Below are 25543 nucleotides of genomic sequence, written 5' to 3' on the forward strand. Positions count from 1 at the left end.
TCTGCAGGTCCGAGCCGGTGCCGGGCTCGGTCATGGCGATGGCGAACATCGTCTCGCCCGAGACGAAATCGGGCAGCCAGCCGCGTTTCTGCTCCTCGGTGCCGTAGGCCAGCAGGTACGGCAGGCACAGCGCGACATGCACGCTGCTGCCGCCGAAACTCACCCCGGCCCGGGTGAGTTCCTCGGTGATGACGGCCTCGTACTTGAAGGACTCCTCCCCCGCGCCGCCGAACTCCTCGGGCACCTCGATGCCGAAGACGCCCAGCGCGCCGAGCTTCAGGTACAGGTCGCGCGGGACGAGACCCGCGGCGAGCCACTCGTCGTAGCCGGGGACGACCTCGGCCTCGATGAAGGCGCGGACGGTCTGCCGGAATGCCTCGTGGTCTTCGGTGAAAACGGTGCGGCGCATGGGTTTCCTTCTGGTCGCGAGGGGTTGGTCAGTCGGCCAGGCGCAGGATCAGCTTGCCGGTGTTCTCGCCGCGGAACAGCTTGTTCAACGTGGCGGGGAAGGCGTCGACACCGCCGTCGACGATGTCCTCACGGGCGACGAGCCTGCCCTCGGCGATCCAGCCCGCCAGCTCCTTGGCGGCTTCGCGGAAGCGGTTCGCGTAGTCGAACACCACGAAACCCTCCATGCGGGCACGCGCGACCAGCAGCTGCAGGTAGTTCCGCGGGCCCTGCACCTGCTCGGTCGCGTTGTACTGCGAGATGGCGCCGCAGATGACGACCCGGGCGCCGCGGGCGAGGCGAGCCAGCACGGTGTCGAGCATCTCGCCGCCGACGTTGTCGAAGTACACGTCGACGCCCTTGGGCGCGTGCTCGCGCAGCGCCTCCTTCAGGTCTACGGACTTGTAGTCGATCGCCGCGTCGAAGCCGAGCTCGTCGACCAGCCAGCGGCACTTCTCCGCGCCACCGGCGATGCCGATCACCTTGCAGCCCTTGAGTTTCGCGATCTGGCCGACCAGCGACCCGGTCGCGCCCGCGGCGCCGGACACGACGACCACGTCGCCCTCCTTGGCCGCGCCGACGTCGAGGAGTCCGAAGTAGGCGGTCATGCCGGACATGCCGAGCGCGCCGAGCCAGCGGGCGGGCGGGGCGACGTCGAGGTCGACCGGCTGCAGGTCGTCGCCGCGCAGGACGGCGTACTCCTGCACGCCGACCGCGCCGGAGACGTAGGCGCCCTCGGCGAACCGCTCGTCACCGGAGGCGACGACGCGGCCGACGCCTGCCGCGCGCATGACCGCGCCGATGGCGACCGGCGGGATGTAGGAGCGCACGTCGTTCATCCAGCCGCGCATCGCCGGGTCCAGCGACAGGCACAGGGTCCGCACGAGCACCTCGCCCTCGCCGGGCGTGCCCACGGGCTCCTCGGTGAGCTGCCAGGAGTTCTCATCGGGCAGGCCGACCGGGCGAGCGGCGAGGCGGATCTGACGGTTGCTCATGGACACTGGATCTCCCGTTGTCGCTGGTCAGGGCCCTGCCGACGGTGCGGCCGCCGACATCCTGGATGAATTACAGACATCTTCCTCTAGATGCACTATATTCCTTCGCTGTGAGTATCACCAGGGAGCCCCGCCGTCCGGTCGGCCGACCCGCCGCCGCGACCCGAGACGAGGTGCTCGCGGCGGCGCGTCGGGCGTTCGTCGAGGGGCGCCGGATCGAGGTGCGCGCGATCGCCGCGGAGTTCGGGGCCTCGCGGGCGACGATGTACCGGTGGTTCGGCTCACGGGAGGGTCTGCTCGCCGAAGTGATCCTGGGTGAGATGGCGGCCTTGTTCGACCGGGCCGACGCGAACGCCTCCGGGCGCGGCGCGGCCCGGGTCCTCGACACGCTGGACTCGGTCAACCGCTGGCTGATCGACAGCCCGCCGCTGCGCGCCTTCCTGGCCGCGGAGCCCACGGGTCTGCAGGTGATGACGTCGAGTTCGGGTCTCGTGCACCCGGGGATCGTGCGGATCGCGGCCGCCTACCTCGAACGCGTGGCCGCCGAGGACGACTTCCATCCGCCGATCGAGATCACGACGCTGGCGTACGCGATAGTCCGCCTCGGCGAGGCGTTCGTGCACGACTGCTCACCCGCGGGGATGCGCCACGAGATCAGCAAGCTGCGTGAGGTGCACGCCGCGCTGCTCGGCATCGGCGGTTCAGGCCGGTAGGAGCCCGGCGAGGGCCCCGCCCGCGCTCATTGCGACCGATCTCGACAGGACGGAGTCGAACAGCACCTCGCTCTACCCGCCAGTCTCGCCCGCGCTTGCCGCCACCGGCCTGCGGGAAGCGACGGAACCGAAGATCTCGTGGTCGTTGAGGAACCCTTCGAGCGCGAAGGTGGCCGCTCCCAGGCTGACCGGGTTGTGCGGCAGCGCGCACAGGCGTAGGTCGACCGCGCGGAAGGGTTGGGACAGGGCGTGGTGGGCGGCGACTTCTCGGGTGACGCTCAGCAGTCGGTCACCGAGTTTGGCGGACACCCAGTCGCTCAGGACCAGGACCTGGGGGTTGATCAGGTTGATCAGGTTGCCCACCGCGGCGCCCAGGTAGCGGCCGGTCTTCGCGATCACGGCGAGGGAGACCTCGTCGCCGTCGTCGGCGGCGCGGGCGATGGCTTCGATGGTCGCCGCCTGGTCGTCGGGGTGCAGCAGGGGGCTGTCGGGGTCGACCTCGGCGAGGGTGCGCATGATCCCCGGGGCGCCGACGTAGGTCTCCACGCAGCCGGCGCTGCCGCAGCGGCAGGGGCGGCCGTCTAGCACCAGGCAGGTGTGGCCCCACTCGCCCGCGCTGTTCGTCACGCCGCGCAGGAGGGAGCCGTCGACGGCGATGCCCGCGCCGACGCCGGTGCGCAGGGTGATCACGACCAGGTCGTCCACGCCGCGGCCTGCGCCGAACCACATTTCGGCGACGGTCGCCGCCTTCAGCGGGTTGTCCAGGAACAGGGGCAGCCGCAGCCGCTCGGCCAGCATCGCGCGCAGTGGGACGTCGTGCCATGCCCAGTACGGGGAGAACACCGACACCCCGCCCTCGGGCTCCACCTGCCCCGGCACGCTGACCCCGACCCCGAGCACCTGCTCGGCGGGCACGTCCGCGGCCTCAAGGAGCCGGGAGACCAGGCCGACCAGGTGCTCGATCACCTCATCGGGCTTGCTGTCCCGCTCGGGCAGCGGGTGGCGCAGCTCGTGCCGGGTGGTCATCGACAGGTCGAAGAGTTCGACGTGGATGAACGTCTCGGAGATGTCGACACCCACCAGCGCGCCGCGTCGGGGGTTGACCGCGAGCTTCGACCTCGGCCTGCCCGCACCGATGTTCTCCTGGCCGGCCTCCAGCAACACACCGGCGTCGAGCAGTTCCGCGATCAGGTTCGCCACGGTCGCGAACGACAGTCCGGTCGCCGCGGCGATCTCCTGGCGGCTGACCGGTCCCGGCGCGGCGTAGACGCAGCGGAGCGCGTCGAACCGGTTGCGCCTGCGGATGTCGCGCGCGGACCGCTTGATCATGTCGACGCCTCTCGCAAGGAACGTTGCCCGGTAGTTCTACCGGTTCTTCCAACGGTTGTAAATATTGCCCGAGACTATTTACAACCGTTAGACAAAGTCTTAGCGTTCCGCCTCGAACCGAGACGAGGGAGAAGCTGCGATGCGCGTGCTGCCGTGTGCGCCACCACCAGGGACGCTCTCCGAGGGCCCGGTCTGGGACGCCCGCCGACAGGTCCTGACCTGGGTGGACATCCTTGCCGGCCTGATCCATGTCGCCGAGTTCGTCCCCCGGCCCGAGATCCCGGACCTGCGACTGGTGGACACGATCAGCCTGAGCGCGGCCGTCGGAGCCGTGGTGCCGCGCGCGTCCGGTGGCCTGCTGGCCGCGGCGGGCACCGGGTTCCGGTTCGCCCCCGGCGACGAGTTCGCCGCGCTCGACCTCCCGGACGACGGCGTCGCCCGACGGATGAACGACGCCAAGTGCGACCCGCGCGGCAGGCTGCTGGCGGGGACCATGGCCTTCGACGCCCGACCCGACGCGGGCGCGCTGGTCAGCCTCGACAGCGAGGGCCGGATTTGCTCGACCCCGTGACGATCTCGAACGGCCTGGGCTGGAGCCCCGACGGGCGGCTGCTCTACTACGCCGACAGCGCGACCAAGCGGGTCGACGTCTTCGACTACGACCTGGAGACCGGCGACCTCAGCGGCAGGCGGACGTTCGCCGAGTTCGCCGACGGCGAGCCCGACGGCCTGACGGTGGACGCCGCGGGCCGGGTCTGGGTCGCGGTCTGGGGAGCGGGTCAGGTCCGCGCGTTCGACCCGGACGGCTCCCCGCACACCGTCGTGCCGGTCCCGGCCGCACACGTGTCGAACTGCACCTTCGCCGGACCCGATCTGGACATCCTGGTGATCACCACCGCCACCGAGGGACGCACCGCCGACGACCTGGCGGGGGAACCTGACGCGGGACGACTCTTCGCCTGCAAACCCAGCGCCACGGGCCTGCCCGCGACCCCATTCGACGACGCGAAGATCTGGAGCGACTGATGCGGCTGGAAACCGCCCTCGACACCACCCCGGTGATCGCCATCCTGCGGGCGACCTCGGCGAAACACCTCGTCGCGGTCGCCGAAACCCTGCGGGCTGCCGGAATCCGCGCGGTGGAGTTCACCCTCACCACGCCAGGCGCGTACGACGCGCTGGCCGCCTTCACCGCGGACGGGATGGCGTTGGGCGCGGGCACAGTCACCACCCCCGAGGAAGCCCGACGCGCGGTGGAGGCGGGCGCGGGCTACCTCATCTCCCCCGCCGTCTGCCTCGACGTCATCGCCGAGGCCCGCACGCTCGGCGTGCCCGTGCTGCCCGGCGCGTACACCCCGACCGAGGTGCTGTCGGCCTGGCGGGCGGGCGCCGACCTGGTCAAGCTGTTCCCAGCCGCGACCGGCGGCGTCGCACACCTCAAGGCGATCAGGGCACCGCTGCCAGACATTCCCCTGGTGCCGACCGGCGGTATCGGCCTCGACGACGCCGCCGCGTACCTCGACGCAGGCGCCCGCGCGGTCGGCATCGGCGCCCCGCTGATCGGCGACGCGTGCGAAACCGGCGACCTCGACGCGCTTCGGACCCGCGCCGACGCCCTGATCGAGCGGATCCGGCGATGACGGCAGGCAGCCCCCTTGACCGGCCCGCGCTGGTCACGCTCGGCGAGGCGATGGGCGTCGTGTCCGGCGTCGAACCTGGTCCACTCGCCGTCGGCGGCTCCGCCCGGCTGTCGTTCGCGGGCGCCGAGGCCACGGTCGCGATCGGGGTGAGCAGGCTCGGGCACGCCGCCGCCTGGATCGGGCGGGTCGGCGACGACGCCATCGGCTCGATGGTCCTCAGTGGACTTCGCGGCGAGGGTGTCGACCTCTCCGGTGCCCGGGTCGACCCGGAGGCGTCGACCGGGCTGATGCTCCGCGAGCGGCGCACCGCCGACCGCGCACGGGTCACGTACTACCGCAGCGGCCTCGCGGGCTCCCGCCTCTCCCCCGCCGACGTCGACGCCGACCTCATCGCTGCCGCGCGAATCCTGCACGTCACCGGGATCACCCCCGCGCTCAGCGACACCGCGCTCGCCGCTGTGCGGGAGGCGGTGCGGGTGGCCAAGGCGGCTGGGACCACGGTGTCGCTCGATGTCAACTACCGGGCGCTGCTGTGGTCGCGGACGGCGGCTTCCGCTGTGCTCACGCCGATGGTGGCGCAGGCCGACATCGTCTTCGCCGGACCCGAGGAGGCGTCGCTGATCGTCGCCGAGAAGGAGCCCGGACGGATGGCGCGAGCGTTGAGCGCGCTTGGCCCGGCCACGGCGGTGCTGAAGCTCGGCGACCAAGGCGCTCTCGTCCACCACGCCGAAGAAGTCCTTGTCCAGCAAGCGATCCCGGCCACCAGCGTCGACCCGATCGGGGCCGGAGACGCCTTCGTCGCGGGCTACCTCGCGGGCACCCTCGACGGGTCCGACGCGGCGCGATGCCTGCGGCTCGCGGCGACCTGCGGGGCGTTCGCGGTGTCCGCGGCGGGCGACTGGGAAGGGCTGCCCCGCCGTGGCGACCTGCCGCTGCTCGACGCGGCCGACGTCAGCAGATGAAGGGAACTGAACCCATGCACCGATTCCACGGGAAAGTCGTGGTGGTCACCGGCGCCGCCTCCGGCGTCGGCGCGGCGAGCGCGAACCGGTTCGCCGCCGAGGGCGCGGCCGTCGTCCTCGCCGACATCGCCGACGCCGCGGGCGAACAGGTGACCGAGAAGATCCTCGCCGAGGGCCACCGGGCGGCATATGTCCACTGTGATGTGTCCGCTGAGGACGAATGGGTCGCCCTGCGGGACCGGGCACATGAGCTGTTCGGCCCGGTGGACATCGTGCACAGCAACGCGTTCATCCACGTCAGCAGGCCGGCGCACGAGCTGCCGGTGGCGGCGTGGGACCACGAGCTGTCGGTCAACCTCAGGGCCCTCTACCTCGCCGCCCGCACGTTCCTCGACGACCTGCGCGCCCGGCGCGGGAACATCGTCGCCACATCCAGCGTGCACGCGGCGTTCGGCCTTCCTGGTTACCCCGCCTACGCCGCGGCCAAAGGCGGGCTGAGCGCGCTCGTCCGCCAGCTCGCGGTCGAGTACGGGCCGCACGTGCGGGTCAACTCGGTGCAGCCAGGCCCGATCCTCACCGAGTCGTGGCGCGACGTCGACGAGGCGGGCCGCGCGCTGTCGGCGGGCGCGACCGCCCTGGGCAGGCTCGGCCTGCCCGAGGAGGTCGCCGCCGCGAGCGCCTTCCTGGCCTCCCCAGAGGCCGCTTACATCACCGGAGCCAGCCTGGTCGTCGACGGCGGCTGGAGCGTCAAGAAGGAGTCCCTGTGAAGATCACGTCCCTGACCACCTACCTGGTGGCGCCCCGGTGGTGCTTCCTCAAGGTGGAGACCGACGAGGGGATCACCGGCTGGGGCGAGCCGGTGATCGAGGGGCGGGCGCACACCGTCGCCGCCGCCGTCGACGAGCTGTCCGACTACCTCATCGGCCAGGACCCGCTGCGCGTCGAGGACCACTGGCAGGTGCTCACCAAGGGCGGCTTCTACCGCGGCGGCCCGATTCTCTCCAGCGCGGTCGCGGGCATCGACCAGGCGCTGTGGGACATCACCGGCAAGGCGCTCGGGGTGCCGGTGTGGCAACTGCTGGGCGGCCCGGTGCGCGACCGGATCCGCATGTACAGCTGGATCGGCGGCGACCGGCCCGGCGAGGTCGCCGAAGCCGCGCTGGAGCGCAAGGAGCAGGGCTTCACCGCGATCAAGATGAACGCGTCCCCCGAGTTGCGGCTGCTCGACACCCCGAAAGCGGTGCACGGCATCGTCGACCGGCTGGCCGCCGTGCGAGGTGCGGTGGGCGACGAGTTCGACATCGCGGTCGACTTCCACGGCAGGCTCACCATCCCGATGGCCCGGCGGGTGCTGCCGCTGCTCGAGCCGCTGCTGCCGATGTTCGTCGAGGAACCGCTCGTTCCCGAACTCAGCGACCACATCGGCGACATCGTGCGCTCCACCAGCATCCCGATCGCCACCGGGGAACGGCTTTACTCCCGCTGGGACTTCAAATCGGCGCTGGCCCAAGGCATCGCGGTCGCCCAGCCGGACCTGTCGCACGCGGGCGGCATCTCGGAGGTGCGCCGCATCGCCGCGATGGCCGAGGCCTACGACGTGTCCCTCGCCCCGCACTGTCCACTCGGGCCGATCGCGCTCGCCGCGTGCCTGCAGGTCGGGTTCGCCACCCCGAACCTACTCATCCAGGAGCAGAGCCTGGGCATCCACTACAACGAGGGCTCAGACCTGCTCGACTACTTGGTGGACCCCGGGGTTTTCGACTACGCCGACGGCCACGTCGCCCTGCTGACGGCTCCTGGGCTGGGCATCGAGGTCGACGAGCGGGCGGTGGCGAAGGCCGCCGAGACCGGCCACCGCTGGCGCAACCCGGTCTGGCGCCGCGACGACGGCTCCCTGGCGGAGTGGTGATGTTGACCCGAGAGCGCCGGCGATGTCGCGGGCGGTGGGGCCGCCGCCGATGAGGGTTGCCGACGCGGGGCCCGGTGAGCCGTGTGGAACTGACACGCGCTTCCGTTATGAGTCCATCAAATCCAGGTGAATATCCGGGAATGTCGGAATAGTGTTGTCAAGGGTGTTTCCGGCCCCGAGACGTAGGTCACCCCACGCCTGGTACAGCCGCAGGTAGCATCCTTGATTGGGGGTGGCCGGGGGTCGGCCGCGGGGATCTCATCGGGGGGTTTCGAAGATATGCCTTGCTTGGACGACGTCACGGCCGGGTGGAACTTACTCGATCTCCCATTGCGCGGCCGGGAAGAACAGTTGGCGCACATTCGCCGGACGCTCATTTCAGGCCAGGTGGCCGGGTTCTCCCTGCTGACCGTGGAGGGCGCCCCGGGATCGGGCAAGACCCGGTTGCTCCGCGAGGCCGTCGCCATGGCCGAGGAACTCGGATTCCTCACGGTGAGTGGGAACGCCGAGCAGCGCCACCGGCTGACCTCGACGAAGGCCGTGGCCCCGGTCCGGCCGACCGAGGTCCGCAGACACCCGGTGCTCTTCGCCGTCGACGACGCCCACCTGCTCGGTGAGGAGGAGATGGCGACCCTGCTGGCGCACCGCCGGAGGACCGCGGGCACCGCGGTCGTGTGGATCGTCGTGCGCAGGCCAGGCGGGTCCTCTCTGGTCGACACCGTCTTACCCAAGCCGACGTCCATGCGCGAGCGGATCATCCTCGGCCCGCTGTCGCCTTGCGCCACCCGGACATTGGCCGTCGACATCCTGGGCATGCCGCCCACACCCGCCCTCGCCGACCTCATCGACACCGCCGGGGGAAACCCGATGATGGTGGTGGAACTGCTGGAGGGCATGCATCGCGAGGGCACGCTGCGCACAGTGCGGCCGGAAGCCGAACTGGTCGTCGACCGCGTGCCGGAAAGCCTGCACCTGCTGGTCCGGTCGATGCTCAAGGACTACTCGGTGCAGTGCCGCAAACTGCTCAGGGTCGCGGCCGTGCTCGGCAAGGAACTCGCCTTCGGCCAGCTCGCGACCCTGCTCAACCTGTCGCTGCCCGCCCTGCTTCCGGTGCTGGAAGAGGCTTGTGACAGCGGGGTCGTCTCGTGCGACGACGACCAGGGCGTGTCCTTCCGCAGCGAGCTGCTGTGGCGGGTGGTCACCGACTCCGTCCCGCACGCGCTGCGCGAGGAACTGGTGTCGCACGCGCGGTCGCTCGGCGCCGACCGCCCGAGCCGCGCCGAGGCCCGGCCACGGACGTCCACTCCGTCCACTTCGGACACCGAACGCGCCGTGTCGAAGCTCGAGCCCGCACCGGAGATCACGGTGGACAACCCGTTCCTCAACGAGCAGGAACGCACGATCATCAGCCTGGTCGGGGCGGGCCTGACCAACCGGCAGATCGCCCGCCGGATCTACCTCTCGCCGCACACGGTCAACTACCACCTGAAGAAGATCTTCCGGACCTTCGGCGTCACCTCGCGGATCGGCCTGCTCGACGCCGTGCGCAGGCAGGAGATCGAGACTTAGAGCGCGTCCGCCTTGGCCGATCCGGGGGTGCGGGCGGGTTCGACGAGCACGGTCCGCAGCACCGCCTCGAAGTCGTCGGCGCTGGGCGGCCGGTCGTGCAGCAGTCCCTGCAGCAGCATGCCGTCCACGACGCCGACGAGGATCTGGATCCGCACGGCGTCGTCGGTGTAGCGGCGGGCGAAGTCGGCCACGGCGTCCATCCACCGGTGGGTCGCGGGCCGCAGCCTCGGCTCCCGCGCCGCGAGCAGGTACAGCTCGTACTCGGCGAGCAGCGCGCCCGGTTCTGCGACGACGACCTCAGCCATCCGCTCGGCCAGCGCGCGCAGTCCGTCGGCGCCGCCGTCGGCGTCCGCGGCCAGCAGGCGCATCCGCTCGGCGTCGTCGTCCATCGACCGGGTGAGCGCCGCCGTCAGCAAGTCGTCGATGCCCTGGAAGTAGTAGGCCGCGGCCGTCGCGGGCATGTCCGCCTCGCGGGCGACGGTCCGGTGGCTGACACCGGCGACGCCCTCGCGGGCCACCACCCGCAGGGTCGCCTCGATCAGTTCCTGCTTGCGGCGCTCGCCTTTGGCCCGGCGGCCGTCGGTGATCGGTTCACTCACGCCGCACCTCCGGGGTCGATTGTCTGCTACGGACAGTACCCGCGGGTCGCACGGGCGGACGTGGTCGCGGTGGCCCTCCGGGAAGGGGGACCGGGAGGGCCACCGCTTTCGCACGGCGGCCAGGGGGTGGGCCGCCGGGGTCTGGCTCAGACCTGGCTCGGCGCGGCCGCGGTCCGCTCCTGTTCGCCTGCGCGTTCGGCTTCCCGCACGCGCGTGGTGAGCAGCCGGTAGCCGAGGGCCGCGACCAGCAGGGCGAACGCTCCGGCGATGACCGCGACGGTGAATCCGCCGTCGGGGCCGAACCGGTCGACGGCCTCGCCGGAGACCGCCGCGCCCATCGCGACGCCGATGCTCAGGCCGGTGATCGCCCAGGTCATGCCCTCGGTGATCTTCGAGCCGGGCACGATCTTCTCGACCAGGCCCATGATCACGATCATCGTTGGGGCGAAGAACACGCCCGCGACGAACACCGCGACCGACAGGGTCGCGATGTTGCCGACGATCAGCAGCGGCAGCGTCGTGAGCGCGGTGCCCGCCGTGCCCATCAGCAGCAGCCGCGGCAGCGGGATGGTCAGCTTGAGCATCCCGAACAGCAGTCCGGCCGCGCCGGAGCCCAGGGCGTAGGCGGAGATCACGATGCCCGCGGCGGCCGGGCTGCCCTGGTCCTCGGCGAAGGCGACGCTGACCACGTCGACGGCGCCGACGATGACGCCGCCCGCCGTCAGGGTCAGCACCAGCCCGAGGATCGCGCCGTTGCTGATCACCGAGCCGCCCGCGGCCTCGCTCGGCGGCCGCACGGCGGGCTCGGTCTTGCGCTGGGCGACGAAGAGCAGCACGCCGACCGCCAGGAAGATCACCGCCAGCAGCGGGCCCGCCTCGGGGAACAGCGCGGTGCACAGCGCCACCGACAGCGCCGGGCCGACGACGAAGGTCAACTCGTCGATCACCGACTCCAGGGAGAACGCCGTGTGCAGCTTCGGCGAGTCGCTGTAGAGCTCCGACCACCTGGCCCGGACCATCGCGGCCATGCTGGGCATGAACCCGGCGAGCACGGCGAAGACGAACAGCGTCCAGACCGGCGCGTCGTAGTGCGCGCACAGCAGCAGAGCGCCCAGCGAGGCCACGCTGATCCCGGTGGCGGGCAGCAGGACTCGGCCCTGGCCGCGGCGGTCGACGACCCGCGAGACCTGCGGTCCGATCAGCGCCATGGACAGCGTGAACGCGGCGGAGACCGCGCCCGCGAGGCCGTAGTCGCCGCGCATCTGCGACAGCATGGCGATGATGCCGATGCCGGTCATCGAGATCGGCATCCGGGCGATGAAACCGGTGATGGAGAACGCGAGGGAGCCGGGTGCGGAGAACAGTTCGCGGTACGGGTTAGCCACGGTGGCCACCGCCTTGCGCGGTGTCCGGCGAGGGGCGGGTCATGGATGCCTCCGAGCAGTAAGTTGAACGATCGCTACAATTGAAACACTCGTTAGAGTTTCTCCGCAAGGCGGGTCACTGTGATCTGGGCCGGCTACTCGGCCCGGCACACCTGGACCGTGCGGAAGCGGTCCGCGACGAAGCCGGCGTCGCAGAAACTCGCGGTGGTCGCCGGGTTCGCGCCGGTCCCGTGCAGGTCGGAGTAGACGGCGGACTGGGTGATGTACCAGTCGCCGGTGAGGTTGAGGGCCAGCGAGACGCCCACGTCGGCGCAGGCTTCGACCAGGGCCGACTCCACCGCCGCCGACGTCGTGTACCCGCCGGTGATCATCGCGCCGCGGGTGGCCACGGTGTCGCGCACCAGGTCCACCCCGGCCTGGGCCGACTCCACGGCGACCGCGAAGCACACCGGGCCGAAGTGACCCGCGAGCAGGGTCGCGCGGTCGGCTGGACCGTCGGCGTCCAGTTCGACCAGGACGGGAGAGTGCACGGCGGCGTCCGGGAACTCCGGATGTGTGAGCTGCCGCGAGGACAGCAGGACCTTGCCGAGCGCCCCGGAATCCGTGTGCCGCAGCCGGGTGCGCACGCTCGGGCTGACGATCGCGCCGAGCAGCGCGAACACCAGGTCGGGCTGCGCCAGCAGCTCCTCGACCGCCGCCGCCAGGTCATCGGTGACCTGGGTGAAACCGCGGTGGCCCTGATCGGTGTCGATCCCGTCCCGGGGGATGAGCAGGTTCTGCGGCGATCCCGGAAGCTGGCCGCTGTAGAGGCACAGGGTGAACGCGAGGTTCGCCAGCATGCCCCGATAGTCCGATGTGGACTCGATCAGGATCGAGTTGACGCCGCTGGTGAAGGCGTACACCTGAGCGTGCCGCACGTTCGTCGCCAGCCACGGCCCCAGGGAGCCGGAGCCCGCGTAGTCGACGATGCGGACCTCCGGCCGGGCGGCGAGCACCTTGCCCAGCCCCTCGCCGGACCGCTCGGCCGCGAGGCACACGAGATTCGGGTCGAATCCATGCTCCCGCAGCACCTCCCGCGCGATGCGCACAGTCAGCGCAAGAGGCAGCACGGCCGAGTGGTGCGGCTTGACCAGCACCGGGTTGCCCGTGGCCAGTGAGGCGAACAGCCCCGGATAGCCGTTCCACGCGGGAAAGGTCGCGCAGCCGATCAGCAGGCTGATCCCCCGCGGCACGGTCCGGAACGTCTTGGCCATCACCAGCGGACCGGTTCCGGCGCGCGGCTTCGTCCAGACCGCGTGAGTGGGAAGTCGGCTCTGTTCGGCATACGCGTGCGCGATCGCCTCCAGCGCCCGGTCCTGGGCGTGCGCGGCGCCCGCGTGCAATGCCATCAGGAACCCGTGGCCGCTGGTGTGCATCGCCGCGTAGGCGAACTCGAAGGAGCGGGCGTGGATCCGGTCGAGGATCTCCAGGCAGACCAGCGCCCGTTCCTCCGGCCCCGCGTCGCGCCACGCGGGCATCGCCGCCGCCATCGCGGGCAGCAGCAGGGTCGGGTCGACGTGCGGGTACGAGATGCCCAGCGGCATTCCGTACGGCGAGCGCTCACCGCCGTCACCCGGACCCACCATGCCGTCCACGCCGGGCTGGTCGAACTCCATCGGTGTGCCGAGCAGGGCGTGGAACGCGCGCTCGCCCGCGGCTCGGGCCGCGTCGCCGTACGCCTTGGGATCCTCAGGGAAGGGCGACCAATAGCCGCGGGTGGCGATCACCTCCAAGGCCCGGTCGAGGATGGCCCGGTGGCGTGCTCGTCGGGTCACGACTTCCCCTACCGGCCGACGAATCCGGCGCGACCGGGGCCCGCGGTCACGAACGACGTCATCCCGATCGACCGGTCCTCGGTGCCGAACAGGCCCGCGAACAGGGCCCGCTCGATCTGCAGGCCGCTGCGCAGGTCCGTGCCCGCGCCGAGGTCGACGGCCTGCTTGGCCGCGCGCAGGGCCAGCGCCGGCCCGCCGACGAACTGGCTCGCCCACGCTGTCGAGGCGGCCAAGACCTGGTCTGCTGGAACGACTTCGTCGACCAACCCGATGTCGAGTGCCTGCGCCGCGCCGAGCGGGGCGCCGGTGAAGATGATCCGCTTCGCCCGCCCGGTGCCGACCAGCCTGCTCAGCCGCTGGGTGCCGCCCGCCCCCGGGATCACGCCGAGAGCGATCTCCGGCAGCCCGATCCGGGTGTCGTCGGCGCAGACGCGGTAGTCGGCGGTCAGCGCGAGTTCGCAGCCGCCGCCGAGGGCGAACCCGGTGATGGCGGCGACGACCGGCTTGGGGATGTCGGCCACCGCCGTGAAGGCCCCGGAAAGCCGTTCGGCGTGCACGAGCATCGCCGAGTGGCTCATGGCCGCCATCTCCCGGATGTCGGCCCCCGCGCTGAACTGCCGCTCACCGCCGTAGAGGACCACTGCGGCCACGTCGTCGCGGCTGGCTGCCTCCTCGGCGGCCCGGCGCAGGTCTTCCTGCGCCGCCGCGTCCAGCGCGTTGACCGGCGGCCGGGCCAGCCGCAGCACCCCGATCCCGTCCGCGACGACCAGACGCACGGCCGTGTCCGGTTCGCTCGTCACGCCCACAGCAGGCCTCCGTTGACTTCCAGCACGTGCCCGTTGACGTAGGAACTCGCCTCGCTGGCAAGGAAGAGCGCGCCGTCGGCGGCCTCGTCGAGCCTGCCCGCGCGGCCAAGGGAGAACCGTTCCTTGTAGACGGCCCACACCTTGTCGTTGTCCGCCAGCTGCTCGCCCATCCCGCCGTCGAGCACCCCGGGCGCCAGGCAGTTGACCCGGACACCCTTGCGGCCCAACTCGATCGCCGAGGTGCGGGTGAACATCTCCACCGCGGCCTTGGTCGCCGCGTAGCCCGCGGCGCCGACCGCCACCCGGCTGGCCATGCACGACGAGACGGTGATGATGTGACCGCCGCCCCGCGCGATCATGTGCTTCGCCGCGGCCTGCGTGCTGTAGAAGACTCCGTTGAGGTTGGTGTCCACCATCTGCCGCCAGTCCCGCGGGTCGAGCCGCTCCACCTTGCCGTCTCGGCTGACCGCGGCGTTCGCGACGACGATGTCGAGGCCGCCGAAGGCCTCGACCGACTGGTCCATCAGCTCGACCACGCTGTCCGGGTCGGTGACGTCCACCGCGTGGAAGGCGACCCGGCCCGGCGCGCGGTCGATGAGTTCGACGATGTCGTAGGGGTTGCGGGCCGCGCACACCACGCTGGCCCCCTCGTCGAGGAAGCGTTCCGCGATGGCGCGGCCGAGTCCTCTCGTGCCGCCCGTGACGACGGCGACCTTTCCGGCTAGCCGCATGACTTTCTCTCCCTGTTCGCGATGAAGTGGTGGGTCAGTGCCACACGAGCACGCAGGCGCCCGCGGTCATCCCGCCGCCGACCGCGGCGAGCAGCACCCGTTCTCCCCGTTCGAACGGCCGCTCGGCATGTGCCGCGCGCAGCGTCACCGGGATCGACGCGGCACCGGTGTTGCCGTACTCCGCCGCGGTCATCGGCACCCGGTCCATCGGGACGCCCAGTTCCGCGGCCAGCATCTCCACCAGCCGAACATTCCCTTGGTGGACGATGACCCGGTCCATGTCGTCGACATCGAACGCGGCGGCGGACAGCGCCTCGGCCACCACCTTGGGCACCGCGCTGAGCGCGTAGGCCCGCACCGCGCGTCCGTCCATTCGGAACAGATCGCGGCCCGCCGTGATAGCGTCGGGGGTGATCCGCTCGCGGGTGCCGCCCGCGACGACCTCCACGAGCTCCCGGTAGCCACCGTCGGTGGTGAGCTTGATGGACCGGAACCCGTAGCCGTCCGGGACGCGGCCCAGCAACACCGCGCCCGCCCCGTCGCCGAACAGGCTCACGGTGCGCCGGTCGGCGCGGTCCATGATCGTGGAGTACATGTCCGCGCCGATCACCAGACCGGTGCTGTCGGTGTCCTTGAGCAGTCCGTCCGCCGTGGCGAGCGCGTAGAGGAAGCCCGAGCACACCGCGTTGACGTCGAACGCGGGGATGTCGGTGAGCCGAGCTTGTGCTGCACGATGGCCGCGGTCGCGGGCTGCGGCTGGTCCGGGGTCGAGGTGGCGAGCACGATCAGGTCGATCCGCTCGCGGATCGCCGGGTCCGTGGCGAGCAGGTCGGCCACGGCGGCGACGGCCAGGTCGGAGGTGACCGTGCCCGAACCGGCGTAGCGCCTGCCTATGATGCCGGTGCGTTCGCGCACCCACTCGGTCGTGGCGCCGGTCCACGCACGGATCTGGTCGTTGTCGATGCGGCGGCCGGGCAGATGTGCCCCGATTCCGCGGATTCCCACTGCGGACATTGTTGCCTCCCAACGGTTCGTGGTGCTCAGACGGGTCGCAGCCGGTTCCCGGCCGGATCTCCGGCGGCGGTCCTGGGCGGGCCGACCACGGCGCGGAACTGCCGGTCCAGCAGGCTGTCGGGCAGCAGCCGGGCGAGCACGGCGACGGTCCGCGCGTCAGTGCCGACGCGGTAGCGGGTCTTGGGTCGGGCGGCGGTGAGCGCCCGCCGCACGGTTCGCGCGAAGTCGGCGGGCGTGGTCTTGCTCGCGATGGCCGTCTTCTCGTTCGCTTCGAGGAAGCGCGGGAACGACTCGCGGTAGAGGTCGGCGATCTCGGCAGGCACGCGGTCGAGGACATCGTGGCCGGACTCGGCGATCTTGCCCCAGATCGGTGTCATGATCGACCCTGGCTGCACTACCGACACGTCCACCCCCAGCGGACGCAGCTCGCGGCGCAGCGCGTCGGACATCCCCTCCTTCGCGAACTGGGCGGCGGCGTACGCGCCGAGGTACGGGACGGCGACGTTGCCGACGCCCGAGGTCACGTTCACGACCCGGCCGCGGGCGTCGCGCAGCAGCGGCAGGACCGCCTGGGTCACCGCGAGTTGGCCGACGACGTTGACGTCGAGCTGCCTGCGCAGCACCTCGGGCGCCACGCACTCCAGCGGCGCCGACACGCAGATGCCCGCGTTGTTCACCAGACCCCACAGGCCACGCACACCCACCGCCCGCGCCACCTGCTCCGCCGCCGCGGCGACGGACTCCGGTTCGGTGACGTCGAGCAGCACGGGCCGCAGCCGCGCGGCCGCCTCCTCGGCCAGCCGCTCACCGTCGTCGAGGGCGCGGACCCCGGCGACCACCTGGAAGCCCGCGCGGGCCAGTCCCAGCGCGGCCTCCCGGCCCAATCCCGACGACGCGCCCGTGACGAGCACCGTGCGCCCCGCCGGGTCCACTGTGGATGAACTCGCACCGAACATGTCAGTTTCCCCTCATGGCAGGCTCGACGCGGGGGAAGGTCAGGGCCAATTCGCTCTGCCCTTCGAGCACCTTGCGGGGCACGAACCGGAAATACGTGTCCCGCATGGCTCGGCGCAACGGGTTCTCCAGTTGCTCGAACTCGCTGACGGAACGCGAGGTGGCGACCATCTGCCGGGTGCGCTCGCGCCTGCGGTCCTCGTACGTGCGCAGCGCGTCGACGCTGTCGGCCCGCTCCGCGAGAGTCGTGGCCAGCACGACCGCGTCCTCGATGGCCATGGCCGCGCCCTGGCCGAGACTCGTCAGCATCGGGTGCGCGGCGTCGCCGAGCAGGGTGACCGGGCCGGTGCCCCAGCGCTCCAGGAACGGCCGGTCCCGGGAGGGAACCGCGAGGATGTCCGCCTCGGGCGTGGCCTCGATGACCGCGCGCACCTCGTCCGCCCAGCCGTCGTAGGCGGCCAGCACCGCGGCCTTGCCGCCGCGCCAGTCGGCCGACTCCTCCGCGGGCATGTTCTTGGTGCCCCACCAGTAGGCGCGGCCGCGGCCGATGTCGATCAGCCCGAACCGCTGTCCGCTGCCCCAATAGTGGCCGACGCAGCCGGTGGGGAAGCGCTCGTGCTCGAAGGGGACGATGCCCAGCCAGCAGACGTATCCGCTGTCGCGCGCGTCATCGATGCCCGCGAGCCGGCCGCGGATGGTCGAGCGGAATCCGTCGGCGCCGACCAGGATGTCGCCTTCGGCGTGGCCGCCGTCCTCGAAGCTCACCCGCACGCCGTCGGCTCCGTGCTCGAACCCGGTGACCGTGTGTCCCAAGTGGATCGGCACGTCGCCCGCCGCGTCGAGCAGCGCCTGCTGCAGGTCCGACCGGCTGATGCACACGCTCGGCGTCCCGATCCTGCGGCACACATCGGGGAACGGCAGTTCCCGGACCACGCCGCCCCGGGCTTCCCGGATCGTGTACGACTCGATCACCTGGCCGCGCTTCTCCAGACCGAGGTCGATGTCGAGGGTGTCCAGCGCGGAGATGGCGTTGCTCATCACGGAGAGCCCGGATCCGGCCGCCAGCAGCTCGGGGGCCCGCTCGTGGACCTCCACGTCGATGCCGACCCGGCCCAGCGTCACCGCGGTGCTCAGTCCGCCGATGCCCGCGCCGATGACGATGACTTTCTTCTTCCCCATGGGGAGAATTCCCTTCGGTGGTCGTGTCCGCGTATTCGGGACGATGGTCAGGAGATCCGGCTTTCGGTGGAGTTGACCAAGTCGGCGATCGTCTTCGCGACCACCCGCACGTGCGGCTCCTCCATGATCGTGAGGTGGTCGCCCGACACGTCGACGGTGTGGAGTCGGGCGGTGGTCGTTCCGCCCCAGCCGTTCCGCGGGTCTCTGTGTTGGCTGCCCGCGGCCGAGTGCATCTCGGCGAGCACGTGCGGCAGCGCCTCGGTCGCGTGGATCAGGGTCACGTCGACGTCGAGCACACCGATCCGGTAGTCCAGAGCGGACTGCCAGTTCGTGGCGTACACCGCGAAGAGCCTGCGCACGATCGCGCCGGAACTGCCCTGCGGCAGCACACCGAGGTCGACGGCCCGGGCGGCGATGAAGTCGAACCGGGCGTCGAGGGAGTCCAGTTCCACGGGGATCGCGTCCAGTGGTGAGGCGCCGCCGCGCTCGAGCCACAGCAGCTCCCAGAAGAACCAGCCGAGCAGGGCGTCGTCGGTGGCGCGGGTGCGCTCGCCGAGGTTCAGCGCGACGGTGTCGAGCAGGAACAGGTTGGCCACCTCCTCGCCCGCCTCGCGCAGCAGCCGGGCCATCTCGAAGGCGACGAACCCGCCGAAGGACCAGCCGCCCAACGTGTACGGCCCGTGCGGCTGCACCCGGCGGATCGCTTCGAGGTAGCTCTGGGCCAGAGCGTGCACGGTCGGGACCGGCTCGGTGCCCGCGTCCCCGCCCGCCGCCTGCAGCGCGTGGAACGGCTGGTCCGCGGGCAGGTGCTCGGCCAGGGGCAGGTAGCACAACACGTTGCCGCCCATGGGATGAACGAAGAACATCGGCGGCCGGGCTCCCTGCGGACGGATCGGCACCACCGGGTCGAACCGCGACACCGCGGCGTCGGACCGCAGCCGCTCGGCGAGCTTGGCCACCGTCGGCGCGGCGATGAAGCCCGACAGCGCGATCGCCACCCCGTAACGCTGCTCGATGAGCACGACGAGCCGCATCGCGGTCAGCGAACTGGCGCCGAGTTCGAAGATGTTGTCGTGCACGCCGACGATCGGAACCTTGAGCAGGTCGGCGAGGATCTCGGCGAGTGCGCGCTCCAAGTCGTCGCGCGGCGCCGTGGTGTCCGCGGCGACGGCGGCCGTGATCGGCATCCGCCGCAGCGTGCCGTCGTCTCGTTTACCACTCGGCGTGAGCGGCATCGCCTCCAGCCACTGGAAGTGCGTGGGCACCAGGTACTCCGGCAGCGTCTCGCGCAGCCGGGCGCGCACCGCGTCGAGGTCCACCGCTGCTGGATCGCCGACGAGGAAAGCCGCGAGGAAGTTGTCGATCCCGTCGCGGCGGCGCGGCACCACCGCCGCGTCCCGGATTCCCGCCAGACCCAAGCCGATGATCGCGAGTTCCACCTCGGCGGGCTCGACCCGGAAGCCGCGGACCTTCACCTGCGAGTCCGCGCGGCCCACACACACGATGTCGCCGCTCGGCAGCGCCAGACCGAGGTCGCCGGTGCGGTAGAGCACGGAGCCCTCGGCGGACGGATGCGGCACGAACCGCTCGGCGGTGAGCTCCGGTCGGCCGAAGTAGCCCTCCGCCAGGCACGCGCCGCCGAGGTGGATCTCGCCCTTGACGCCTTGGGGGACCGGCCTGCCGCGCTCGTCGAGCAGGAGCACCTCGGCGCCGTCGATCGGCTTCCCGATCGGCGGGAGCGCCGGATGCCGGGCCGGGTCGCCGGTCATCGAGAAGCTGGTGACCACATGGGACTCGGTCGGCCCGTACTGGTTCTCCAGGATCACGCCCGGCAGTGCCGAGCACAGTCCGCGGATCTCCTCGGTCACCCGGAGCTGCTCGCCGGAGGAGATGACCACCCGCAGTGCCCGGGGCACCAGCTTCAACGCCGTCGAGGTCTCGGCGAGCTGCTGCAGCGCGACGTACGGGAGGAAGACCCGCTCGACCGCGGCGGTGTCGAGGAGCCGGAGCAGGGCGGGCATGTCCCGCCGGGTCGCCTCGGAGACCAGCAGCAAGGAGCCGCCACCGCACAGCGTCGCGAAGATCTCCTGGAACGACACGTCGAAGCTCAGCGGCGCGAACTGCAGTGTCCGCCCGCCGACGGCGCCGCTGGGCACCCGGTTCTGCCAGGCCACGAGGTTGGCCGGCGAGCGGTGCGGCATCGCCACACCCTTGGGCTCGCCGGTCGAGCCGGACGTGAACAGCAGGTACGCCGTCTGGTCGAGACTGATCGGCCGGCGGGCATCCGTGCCCTCAGGCTCCTCAGCGGTCACGGTTTCCGCGTCGAGGAGCACGGCCGGGTCGGCGACGAGCTGGGCGTGCGCGCGGTGGGCGATCACCCGGACCGGCCGCGCCCGCTCCAGCATGGCCGTCAACCGGGCCACCGGGTATCCGGCGTCGAGCGGGACACAGGCCGCGCCCGCCTTCGCGACACCGAGGACGACGGCGATCAGCTCGGGGGAACGGTCCATCGCGATCCCGACCCGGTCACCGGTCTTCGTGCCCGCCGCCATCAGGTGGCCCGCCACCCGCTCGGCCACGGCGTCGAGTTCGGCGTAGGTCCACTCGACCGCGTCGAACACGAGCGCCGTCGCATCCGGCGTGCGCGCGACTTGCTCGGCGAAGAGCTGGACGACGTCGCGCTCCTCGCGCGCCGGGTTCGCCACGATCGCGGGTTCTGCCACGAGGAAACCGAAATCGACCGTCCCGTGTGGATCCCCGGCCAGCCGGGCGAGCACCTGGATGTAGGTCGCGCCGAAGTCCTCTGCCTGCGACGGGGTGAAGGTGCGGCCGTCGTAGTCGAGCCGCAGCTCGATCCCGCCGTCGGTCGGATCGACGATGGCGTTGACCAGGATCTTGAAGTTCGTCTCCTCCCAGGTCTTGAAGTCGGTCAGCCGCACCCGCGGCAGCCGCAGCATCGTGCTGAGCACGTGGAAGTGGACGTAGTTGAACGCCGACTCCACCTGCAGCTCGCCGCCCTGGTCGGCCTGGATGGCGCTGAGCGGGTAGCGGCGGTGCGGGTGGCTGTCCTGCTCCTGGGCGAACAGGCCGCGCACGGTGTCGAGCCAGGTCGGGCCCGCGGTCACCCGCACGGGCATGGTGTTGAGGAACAGGCCCACGATGCGCTCGGCGTCGCGCTGCTCGGGCCTGCCGTGGGTGATCAGCCCGGTGACGAAGTCGTCCGCGCCGAACCTGGCCCGCATCGTCAGGCAGTAGGCCGCGAACAACACCGACTTCACCGGCAGTTCCTGCGCCCGGGCGAACCGGCGGACCGTGTCACGCAGCTCCGTCGGCACCTCGACCCGGTGCACGATCTGCTCGGGGGCCGAAGGCGCCTCGTACGAACGGAATCCGTCGAGCGAGGGAAGTGTGACCCCGTCGAGCGTGCGCTTCCAGTGGTCGCGGTCGGCGTCGGAGTCGAGCGCCCGCAGCTCCTCACGGACATGGTTCGCGGGCGACGGCAGAGCGTGCGCGGGCACCGGAGCCACCGGCAGGCCGATGTCGTGGCCGTAGTCCTGCAGCAGTTCGCGCAGCAGGTTCGCCACGCTGCCGCCGTCGAGGATCGCGTGGTGAAAGCTCAGCACGAGGTCGATGGCGTCGGCCCGGACGTGCGCCCGCAGGTGGTAGAGCGGCGCCTGGGTGAAGTCGTAGCGGTGGAACCGGCGCTCGCGGATGTGCGCGCGGATCTTCGCTTCGGCGTCGGCCCTGGACATCGGACGCAGGTCGACCACGTCGAGTGCGCCCGGCGCCCGGTCGTGGATCACCTGCAGCGGCTCGGAGTTGCCCGCCAGATCGAACGAGGAGCGCAGGACCGGGTGCCGGTCGACGACCTTGCCGAACGCCCGCCGGAACTCGGCCTCCCGCCAGGGAATCTCCAGGGTGTACTGGAAGACGTCCTTGTACATCGCCGAGTCTTCGTGCTCGCGGCTGTGGAACAGCAGGCCGAGCTGCAGCCGGGTCACCGGGAAGGCGTCCTGGACCCCGGTCAGCCGAGCCCGGTCGACCGCGGAGGTCAACTCGAAGGGCGCGACCGAGTCCGCGGTGTGGTGCTCGGGGCCGAGCACGGCGACCGCGGCCAGTTCGGCCACCGTGGGCCGCTGGATGACGTCGGTCAGCGAGAAGTGGATGCCGCGCTTCTCGCTCTCCGCCCGGATACGCAGCATCAGCAGCGAGTCGCCGCCGAGGACGAAGTAGTTGTCGTGGATCCCGACCGACGCCACATCGAGGACCTCAGCCCACACGGCCGCGAGCACGGCTTCGGTCTCGGTGCGCGCGGTGTCCGCCTCGATCGCCGAGGACACCGTTCTGGGCAGCGCCCGCCGGTCGGCTTTCCCGTTGGGGGTCAAGGGGATCCGGTCGATCCGCAGGAAGTGCGCGGGGATCATGAACTCCGGCAGCGACTCGGCGAGCAGGCCCCGCAGCACCGGGTACTCGATCTCGGTGTCGGCCACGTAGTAGCCGACGAGGTAGGTGCCGCGGGCCGCGGACTCCCGGTCGATGACGATGGCGTCGCGCACCTCGGGCACCGCCGCGAGCCGGTTCTGCACCTCGCCGAGTTCGACCCGGTTGCCCCGGATCTTCACCTGGCCGTCGATGCGGCCCAGGTACTCGATCTCGCCGTCCGCGAGCAGCCGAGCGAGGTCCCCGGCGCGGTAGAGCCGCCCGCCGGGGGTGAACGGATCGTCGACGAACTTCTCCGCCGTCAGCTCGGGTCGGTCGAGGTAGCCCCGGGCCACCCCGACACCGCCGACGCACAGTTCGCCCGCGACCCCGACCGGCTGTCGCTGCCCGGCGGCGCTGAGGATGTGCAACTCGGTGTTGTCGATGGGCCTGCCGATCGGCACCCGCCGCACCGGGCCCGCGCTCGGGCAGTCGTAGTAGGACACGTCGACGGTGGCCTCGGTGGGGCCGTAGAGGTTGACCAGTTGCGGTGGGTCGGCCGCGAACACGCGGTTGAACTGCTCCACCCGCGCCGGCGGCAGCGCCTCGCCGCTGCAGAACACCAGCCGCAGCCCCGACGCCGCCTCGACCAGGTCGGGCGACTGCTCCAACAGGTCCAGGAACGGGCCGAGCATCGACGGCACGAAATGCAGCACCGTGACACCCGCGCTCATGATCGTCCGCAGGATCTCGCGCGGGTCCTTCTCGCCGCCCGGCGGCAGCAGCGCGACCCGGGCGCCCTCGATGGCCCACCAGAACAGCTCCCACACCGAGACGTCGAACGAGGTCGGCGTCTTCTGCAGGATCACGTCGTTCGGGCCGATCGGATACCGCCGCTGCATCCAGGCCAGCCGGTTCACCACCGAGCGGTGCTCGACCATGACGCCCTTGGGCGAGCCGGTCGAGCCGGACGTGTAGATCACGTACGCGAGGTCGCGCGGGCTGACGGCGGGCAGGTCCGCGCCGGCTTTCGGCAGGTCGTCCATGCGGATCACCTGGTCGGCGGGCACGCCGGGGGCCTCTGTCATGGGGTCGACCAGCACGACCTTGGCCCGGCTGTCCGCCAGCAGGAACTCGACGCGGGCTTTCGGGTAACCGGGGTCGACGGGGACGTACGCGCCGCCCGCCTTGAGCGTGCCGAGCAGCGCGGGCAGCAGGTGCGGACCGCGTTCGAGGAGGACCGCGACCCGGTCACCGGGGCGCACGCCCGCCGCGTGCAGGACGCCCGCGACCTGGTCGGCGCGCCTGTCGAGTTCCGCGTAGGTGACGGCGTCACCCACGACCGCGATCCGGTGAGGGGCGCGTGCGGCCCGCGCGGCGATCAGGTCGTGGAGCGTGGCGTCGGGGAACTCGACGCGCGGGCCCGCCACGTCGGGCCGGTCGCCCTCGGTGAGCACCGGCAGGGTGTCGACGAGGCGGTCCGGGTGGTCGAGCGCCTGCTCGATGAGGGTGCGGATGTGTCCGCCCACCGCGTCGGCCGGGAAGTCCTCGTCGAAGACGTCGAGGGCGTACTCCAGGTCGACCGCGACCTCGCTGACGTCCTCGAAGGCGCGGACCACCACCGAGAGCGTGTCCTGGTCGTGGCCCCGACTCATGATCACCGTGTCCCGCTCGACACCCGGGATACGGGTCGGCCGTGGGAAGCGGACATAGGAGATGGTGACGTCGAACAGGGTGCGGGCCTGTGCTCCGCTCTGCGGCAGCGCGCGCAGCACATCGCCGAGCGCGAGCTTCTCGTGCTCCTGCAAGGCCTTCGTCGAGGTCCGCACCGCGGCGGCCAAGTCCGTCATGGACCGGCCGTCGATCCGCACCCGCAACGGCAGCGTGTTCGCGAACTGCCCGAGCGTCTCCCGCGCGGTCGCGGACGGGCGGTTCAGCATGGGCACGCCCAGCACAACCTCCGCCGACCGGTGCACCCGCGTGAGGTAGGTGGCGAAGACGCCCGCGATGTAGGCGAACGGCGAGGCGCCCGCGGCCAGCATCCGCTCCACCAGGCCGCCGTCGAGCACGAACGTGGTTCGGCCGAAGCGGCGCTCGCCGGTCGGCACTGTCCGCGCGAACAACGCGGGTTCGACATCCGTCAATTCCCGCTGAAAGAAAGTCCGGTCGCTCTCGTGCGCGGTCGAGGCGCGATACCGCTGATCTTCTTCAAGGAATTCAAGATATGACTGGCGTGGGCCATTCGCGGGCACTCCATGGTCGGCCATATGGGCGTAGTCGGCGAATACCTGCCTGCTGAACTCGTTCAGCGCCCAGCCGTCCATCATCACGTGGTGCGTCCGCAGGTACAAATGATTTACCTCGGCGCTCTCACGTAACAGCGTGACCTGGTACAGCCGCCCGCCGTTCGCCTGGAAAGCGCTCGCGAACGCCTGCTCCATCCACTGCGCGCACGCACCGGCCGGGTCGGCGGCGGTGCGGAAGTCCATCAGCTCGATCACCGGTTGTTCATCGGATAGCCACTGGTAGGGCTGGCCATCGCGCTCGCCGAACCGGAGCCGGAACGCGTCGTTGCCGTCCACCGCACGTTCCAGGCACGCCCGCAGCACCTCGAGGTCCACCGGCCCGGTGAGCCGCTCGTGGATGGCGCCGTTGAATTGCGGGGAATCCGGAAGCACCGAATCAGCCGCCCAGACGTCGCGCTGGTAGGAGTTAAGCGGAAACTGTGCGTTGTTGACCACGTGGTCACCTTTCGGAAACTCGGGAGACGTGTTCCCATTGTTCTGTGGACCGATTTTTCGCGACCCGCGTCACATCCCCTTGAGCACGCTGGCGGTCACCCCAGTTGATCGTTCCGAGATCCAACGTAGTCCGGTCCTGAAAGTGTTTCCACTACTCTCCCGCGCAGTCGTGTCGACTGCATATTCGAGTAGTCCTGGCCGGTCGCCCCGCAATGCCACTGCTTTAAAAGATCAAGTTGGTGGTGGTTGGAGTGGGTGTAGGAGGACCCGGTAGGTGAGGACCTGAACGGCTGGTGTGTTCGGGGGTCGTCGGTCGTAGCGGTTGGTGTGTCCGCGT

The 25543-nt window shown here is 71.0% G+C and carries 21 protein-coding genes; 8 read left to right on the plus strand and 13 right to left on the minus strand.

Annotation, left to right across the window (positions count from 1 at the left end):
* Both ACRDSQ_RS04950 and ACRDSQ_RS04955 read right to left on the minus strand, forming a co-directional pair.
* A partial coding sequence (locus ACRDSQ_RS04950) for an acyl-CoA dehydrogenase family protein (protein ID WP_431419175.1) occupies positions 1 to 409 on the minus strand: 409 nt, incomplete at its 3' end.
* A gap of 28 nt (positions 410 to 437) precedes the next feature.
* Complete coding sequence (locus ACRDSQ_RS04955) at positions 438 to 1442, minus strand: NADP-dependent oxidoreductase (protein WP_431419176.1); 1005 nt, start codon at positions 1440 to 1442, stop codon at positions 438 to 440.
* Between the two features lie 110 nt (positions 1443 to 1552).
* Between ACRDSQ_RS04955 and ACRDSQ_RS04960 the strand changes: the two genes are divergently transcribed.
* Entirely contained in the window at positions 1553 to 2155 is a 603-nt protein-coding gene (locus ACRDSQ_RS04960; protein WP_431419177.1) for a QsdR family transcriptional regulator, read from the plus strand.
* Positions 2156 to 2227: 72 nt separating this feature from the next.
* On the opposite strand, the gene ACRDSQ_RS04965 is transcribed toward ACRDSQ_RS04960, so the two are convergent.
* The gene (locus tag ACRDSQ_RS04965; protein ID WP_431419180.1) at positions 2228 to 3484 is read right to left on the minus strand and encodes an ROK family protein; all 1257 of its coding nucleotides are present in this window, start codon (positions 3482 to 3484) and stop codon (positions 2228 to 2230) included.
* A 139-nt stretch (positions 3485 to 3623) separates the two neighbouring features.
* On the opposite strand from ACRDSQ_RS04965, the gene ACRDSQ_RS04970 reads away from it, so the two are divergent.
* The 7 genes from ACRDSQ_RS04970 (at position 3624) to ACRDSQ_RS05000 (ending at position 9564) form a co-directional block, all read left to right on the plus strand.
* Entirely contained in the window at positions 3624 to 4055 is a 432-nt protein-coding gene (locus ACRDSQ_RS04970; RefSeq protein WP_431419181.1) for an SMP-30/gluconolactonase/LRE family protein, read from the plus strand.
* Positions 4052 to 4510: an SMP-30/gluconolactonase/LRE family protein gene (locus tag ACRDSQ_RS04975; protein ID WP_431419183.1), complete on the plus strand. Its 459-nt coding sequence runs from the start codon at positions 4052 to 4054 to the stop codon at positions 4508 to 4510. The genes ACRDSQ_RS04970 and ACRDSQ_RS04975 overlap by 4 nt, the downstream gene beginning before the upstream one ends.
* On the plus strand, positions 4510 to 5124 hold the full coding sequence (locus ACRDSQ_RS04980) for a bifunctional 4-hydroxy-2-oxoglutarate aldolase/2-dehydro-3-deoxy-phosphogluconate aldolase (RefSeq protein ID WP_431419185.1): 615 nt from the start codon (positions 4510 to 4512) through the stop codon (positions 5122 to 5124). The genes ACRDSQ_RS04975 and ACRDSQ_RS04980 overlap by 1 nt, the downstream gene beginning before the upstream one ends.
* A complete protein-coding gene (locus ACRDSQ_RS04985) occupies positions 5121 to 6086 on the plus strand; it encodes a sugar kinase (protein ID WP_431419187.1) in 966 nt (321 codons plus the stop codon). The genes ACRDSQ_RS04980 and ACRDSQ_RS04985 overlap by 4 nt, the downstream gene beginning before the upstream one ends.
* 14 nt (positions 6087 to 6100) lie before the next feature.
* Complete coding sequence (locus tag ACRDSQ_RS04990) at positions 6101 to 6853, plus strand: SDR family NAD(P)-dependent oxidoreductase (protein WP_431419189.1); 753 nt, start codon at positions 6101 to 6103, stop codon at positions 6851 to 6853.
* A complete protein-coding gene (dgoD, locus tag ACRDSQ_RS04995; RefSeq protein ID WP_431419190.1) occupies positions 6850 to 7995 on the plus strand; it encodes a galactonate dehydratase in 1146 nt (381 codons plus the stop codon). Before ACRDSQ_RS04990 ends, dgoD begins: the two co-directional genes overlap by 4 nt.
* 387 nt (positions 7996 to 8382) lie before the next feature.
* A complete protein-coding gene (locus tag ACRDSQ_RS05000) occupies positions 8383 to 9564 on the plus strand; it encodes a LuxR C-terminal-related transcriptional regulator (RefSeq protein ID WP_431419192.1) in 1182 nt (393 codons plus the stop codon).
* On the opposite strand, the gene ACRDSQ_RS05005 is transcribed toward ACRDSQ_RS05000, so the two are convergent.
* From ACRDSQ_RS05005 to ACRDSQ_RS05050, 10 genes are all read right to left on the minus strand, one after another.
* Positions 9561 to 10163 (minus strand): TetR/AcrR family transcriptional regulator, encoded by a 603-nt coding sequence (locus tag ACRDSQ_RS05005; protein WP_431419194.1) that lies wholly within the window; start codon positions 10161 to 10163, stop codon positions 9561 to 9563. The two genes, ACRDSQ_RS05000 and ACRDSQ_RS05005, sit on opposite strands and share 4 nt — an antisense overlap.
* Positions 10164 to 10309: 146 nt before the next feature.
* Positions 10310 to 11557, minus strand: coding sequence for an MFS transporter (locus ACRDSQ_RS05010; RefSeq protein WP_431419197.1), 1248 nt, complete (start codon positions 11555 to 11557; stop codon positions 10310 to 10312).
* A 125-nt stretch (positions 11558 to 11682) separates the two neighbouring features.
* The gene (gene paaN / locus ACRDSQ_RS05015) at positions 11683 to 13362 is read right to left on the minus strand and encodes a phenylacetic acid degradation protein PaaN (RefSeq protein WP_431419199.1); all 1680 of its coding nucleotides are present in this window, start codon (positions 13360 to 13362) and stop codon (positions 11683 to 11685) included.
* 8 nt (positions 13363 to 13370) lie between these two features.
* The gene (locus ACRDSQ_RS05020; protein WP_431419201.1) at positions 13371 to 14162 is read right to left on the minus strand and encodes an enoyl-CoA hydratase/isomerase family protein; all 792 of its coding nucleotides are present in this window, start codon (positions 14160 to 14162) and stop codon (positions 13371 to 13373) included.
* On the minus strand, positions 14159 to 14899 hold the full coding sequence (locus ACRDSQ_RS05025; protein WP_431419203.1) for an SDR family NAD(P)-dependent oxidoreductase: 741 nt from the start codon (positions 14897 to 14899) through the stop codon (positions 14159 to 14161). Before ACRDSQ_RS05025 ends, ACRDSQ_RS05020 begins: the two co-directional genes overlap by 4 nt.
* Positions 14900 to 14933: 34 nt before the next feature.
* Complete coding sequence (locus ACRDSQ_RS05030) at positions 14934 to 15581, minus strand: 3-oxoacyl-ACP synthase III family protein (protein WP_431419205.1); 648 nt, start codon at positions 15579 to 15581, stop codon at positions 14934 to 14936.
* On the minus strand, positions 15506 to 15913 hold the full coding sequence (locus tag ACRDSQ_RS05035; protein ID WP_431419207.1) for a hypothetical protein: 408 nt from the start codon (positions 15911 to 15913) through the stop codon (positions 15506 to 15508). The genes ACRDSQ_RS05030 and ACRDSQ_RS05035 overlap by 76 nt, the downstream gene beginning before the upstream one ends.
* A gap of 26 nt (positions 15914 to 15939) precedes the next feature.
* Positions 15940 to 16869 carry an SDR family oxidoreductase gene (locus tag ACRDSQ_RS05040; protein ID WP_431419209.1) on the minus strand — a complete coding sequence of 310 codons (930 nt, stop codon included), beginning with the start codon at positions 16867 to 16869 and terminating at the stop codon, positions 15940 to 15942.
* A 1-nt stretch (position 16870) separates the two neighbouring features.
* On the minus strand, positions 16871 to 18046 hold the full coding sequence (locus ACRDSQ_RS05045) for an FAD-dependent monooxygenase (protein ID WP_431419211.1): 1176 nt from the start codon (positions 18044 to 18046) through the stop codon (positions 16871 to 16873).
* 47 nt (positions 18047 to 18093) lie between these two features.
* Entirely contained in the window at positions 18094 to 25206 is a 7113-nt protein-coding gene (locus ACRDSQ_RS05050; RefSeq protein WP_431419213.1) for an amino acid adenylation domain-containing protein, read from the minus strand.
* Between the last annotated feature and the right edge of the window lie 337 nt (positions 25207 to 25543).

Source organism: Actinokineospora sp., assembly GCF_050699995.1.
Classification (GTDB): domain Bacteria; phylum Actinomycetota; class Actinomycetes; order Mycobacteriales; family Pseudonocardiaceae; genus Actinokineospora.

Excerpts from the sequence above, each read along its gene's own strand:
- ACRDSQ_RS05045 (WP_431419211.1), bottom strand. The coding sequence starts at position 18,046 with ATGGGGAAGAAGAAAGTCATCGTCATCGGCGCGGGCATCGGCGGACTG.
- ACRDSQ_RS04990 (WP_431419189.1), top strand. The coding sequence starts at position 6,101 with ATGCACCGATTCCACGGGAAAGTCGTGGTGGTCACCGGCGCCGCCTCC.
- ACRDSQ_RS04970 (WP_431419181.1), top strand. The coding sequence starts at position 3,624 with ATGCGCGTGCTGCCGTGTGCGCCACCACCAGGGACGCTCTCCGAGGGC.
- ACRDSQ_RS04965 (WP_431419180.1), bottom strand. The coding sequence starts at position 3,484 with ATGATCAAGCGGTCCGCGCGCGACATCCGCAGGCGCAACCGGTTCGAC.
- ACRDSQ_RS04985 (WP_431419187.1), top strand. The coding sequence starts at position 5,121 with ATGACGGCAGGCAGCCCCCTTGACCGGCCCGCGCTGGTCACGCTCGGC.
- ACRDSQ_RS05025 (WP_431419203.1), bottom strand. The coding sequence starts at position 14,899 with ATGCGGCTAGCCGGAAAGGTCGCCGTCGTCACGGGCGGCACGAGAGGA.
- ACRDSQ_RS04980 (WP_431419185.1), top strand. The coding sequence starts at position 4,510 with ATGCGGCTGGAAACCGCCCTCGACACCACCCCGGTGATCGCCATCCTG.
- ACRDSQ_RS04955 (WP_431419176.1), bottom strand. The coding sequence starts at position 1,442 with ATGAGCAACCGTCAGATCCGCCTCGCCGCTCGCCCGGTCGGCCTGCCC.
- ACRDSQ_RS05040 (WP_431419209.1), bottom strand. The coding sequence starts at position 16,869 with ATGTTCGGTGCGAGTTCATCCACAGTGGACCCGGCGGGGCGCACGGTG.
- ACRDSQ_RS05035 (WP_431419207.1), bottom strand. The coding sequence starts at position 15,913 with ATGTCCGCAGTGGGAATCCGCGGAATCGGGGCACATCTGCCCGGCCGC.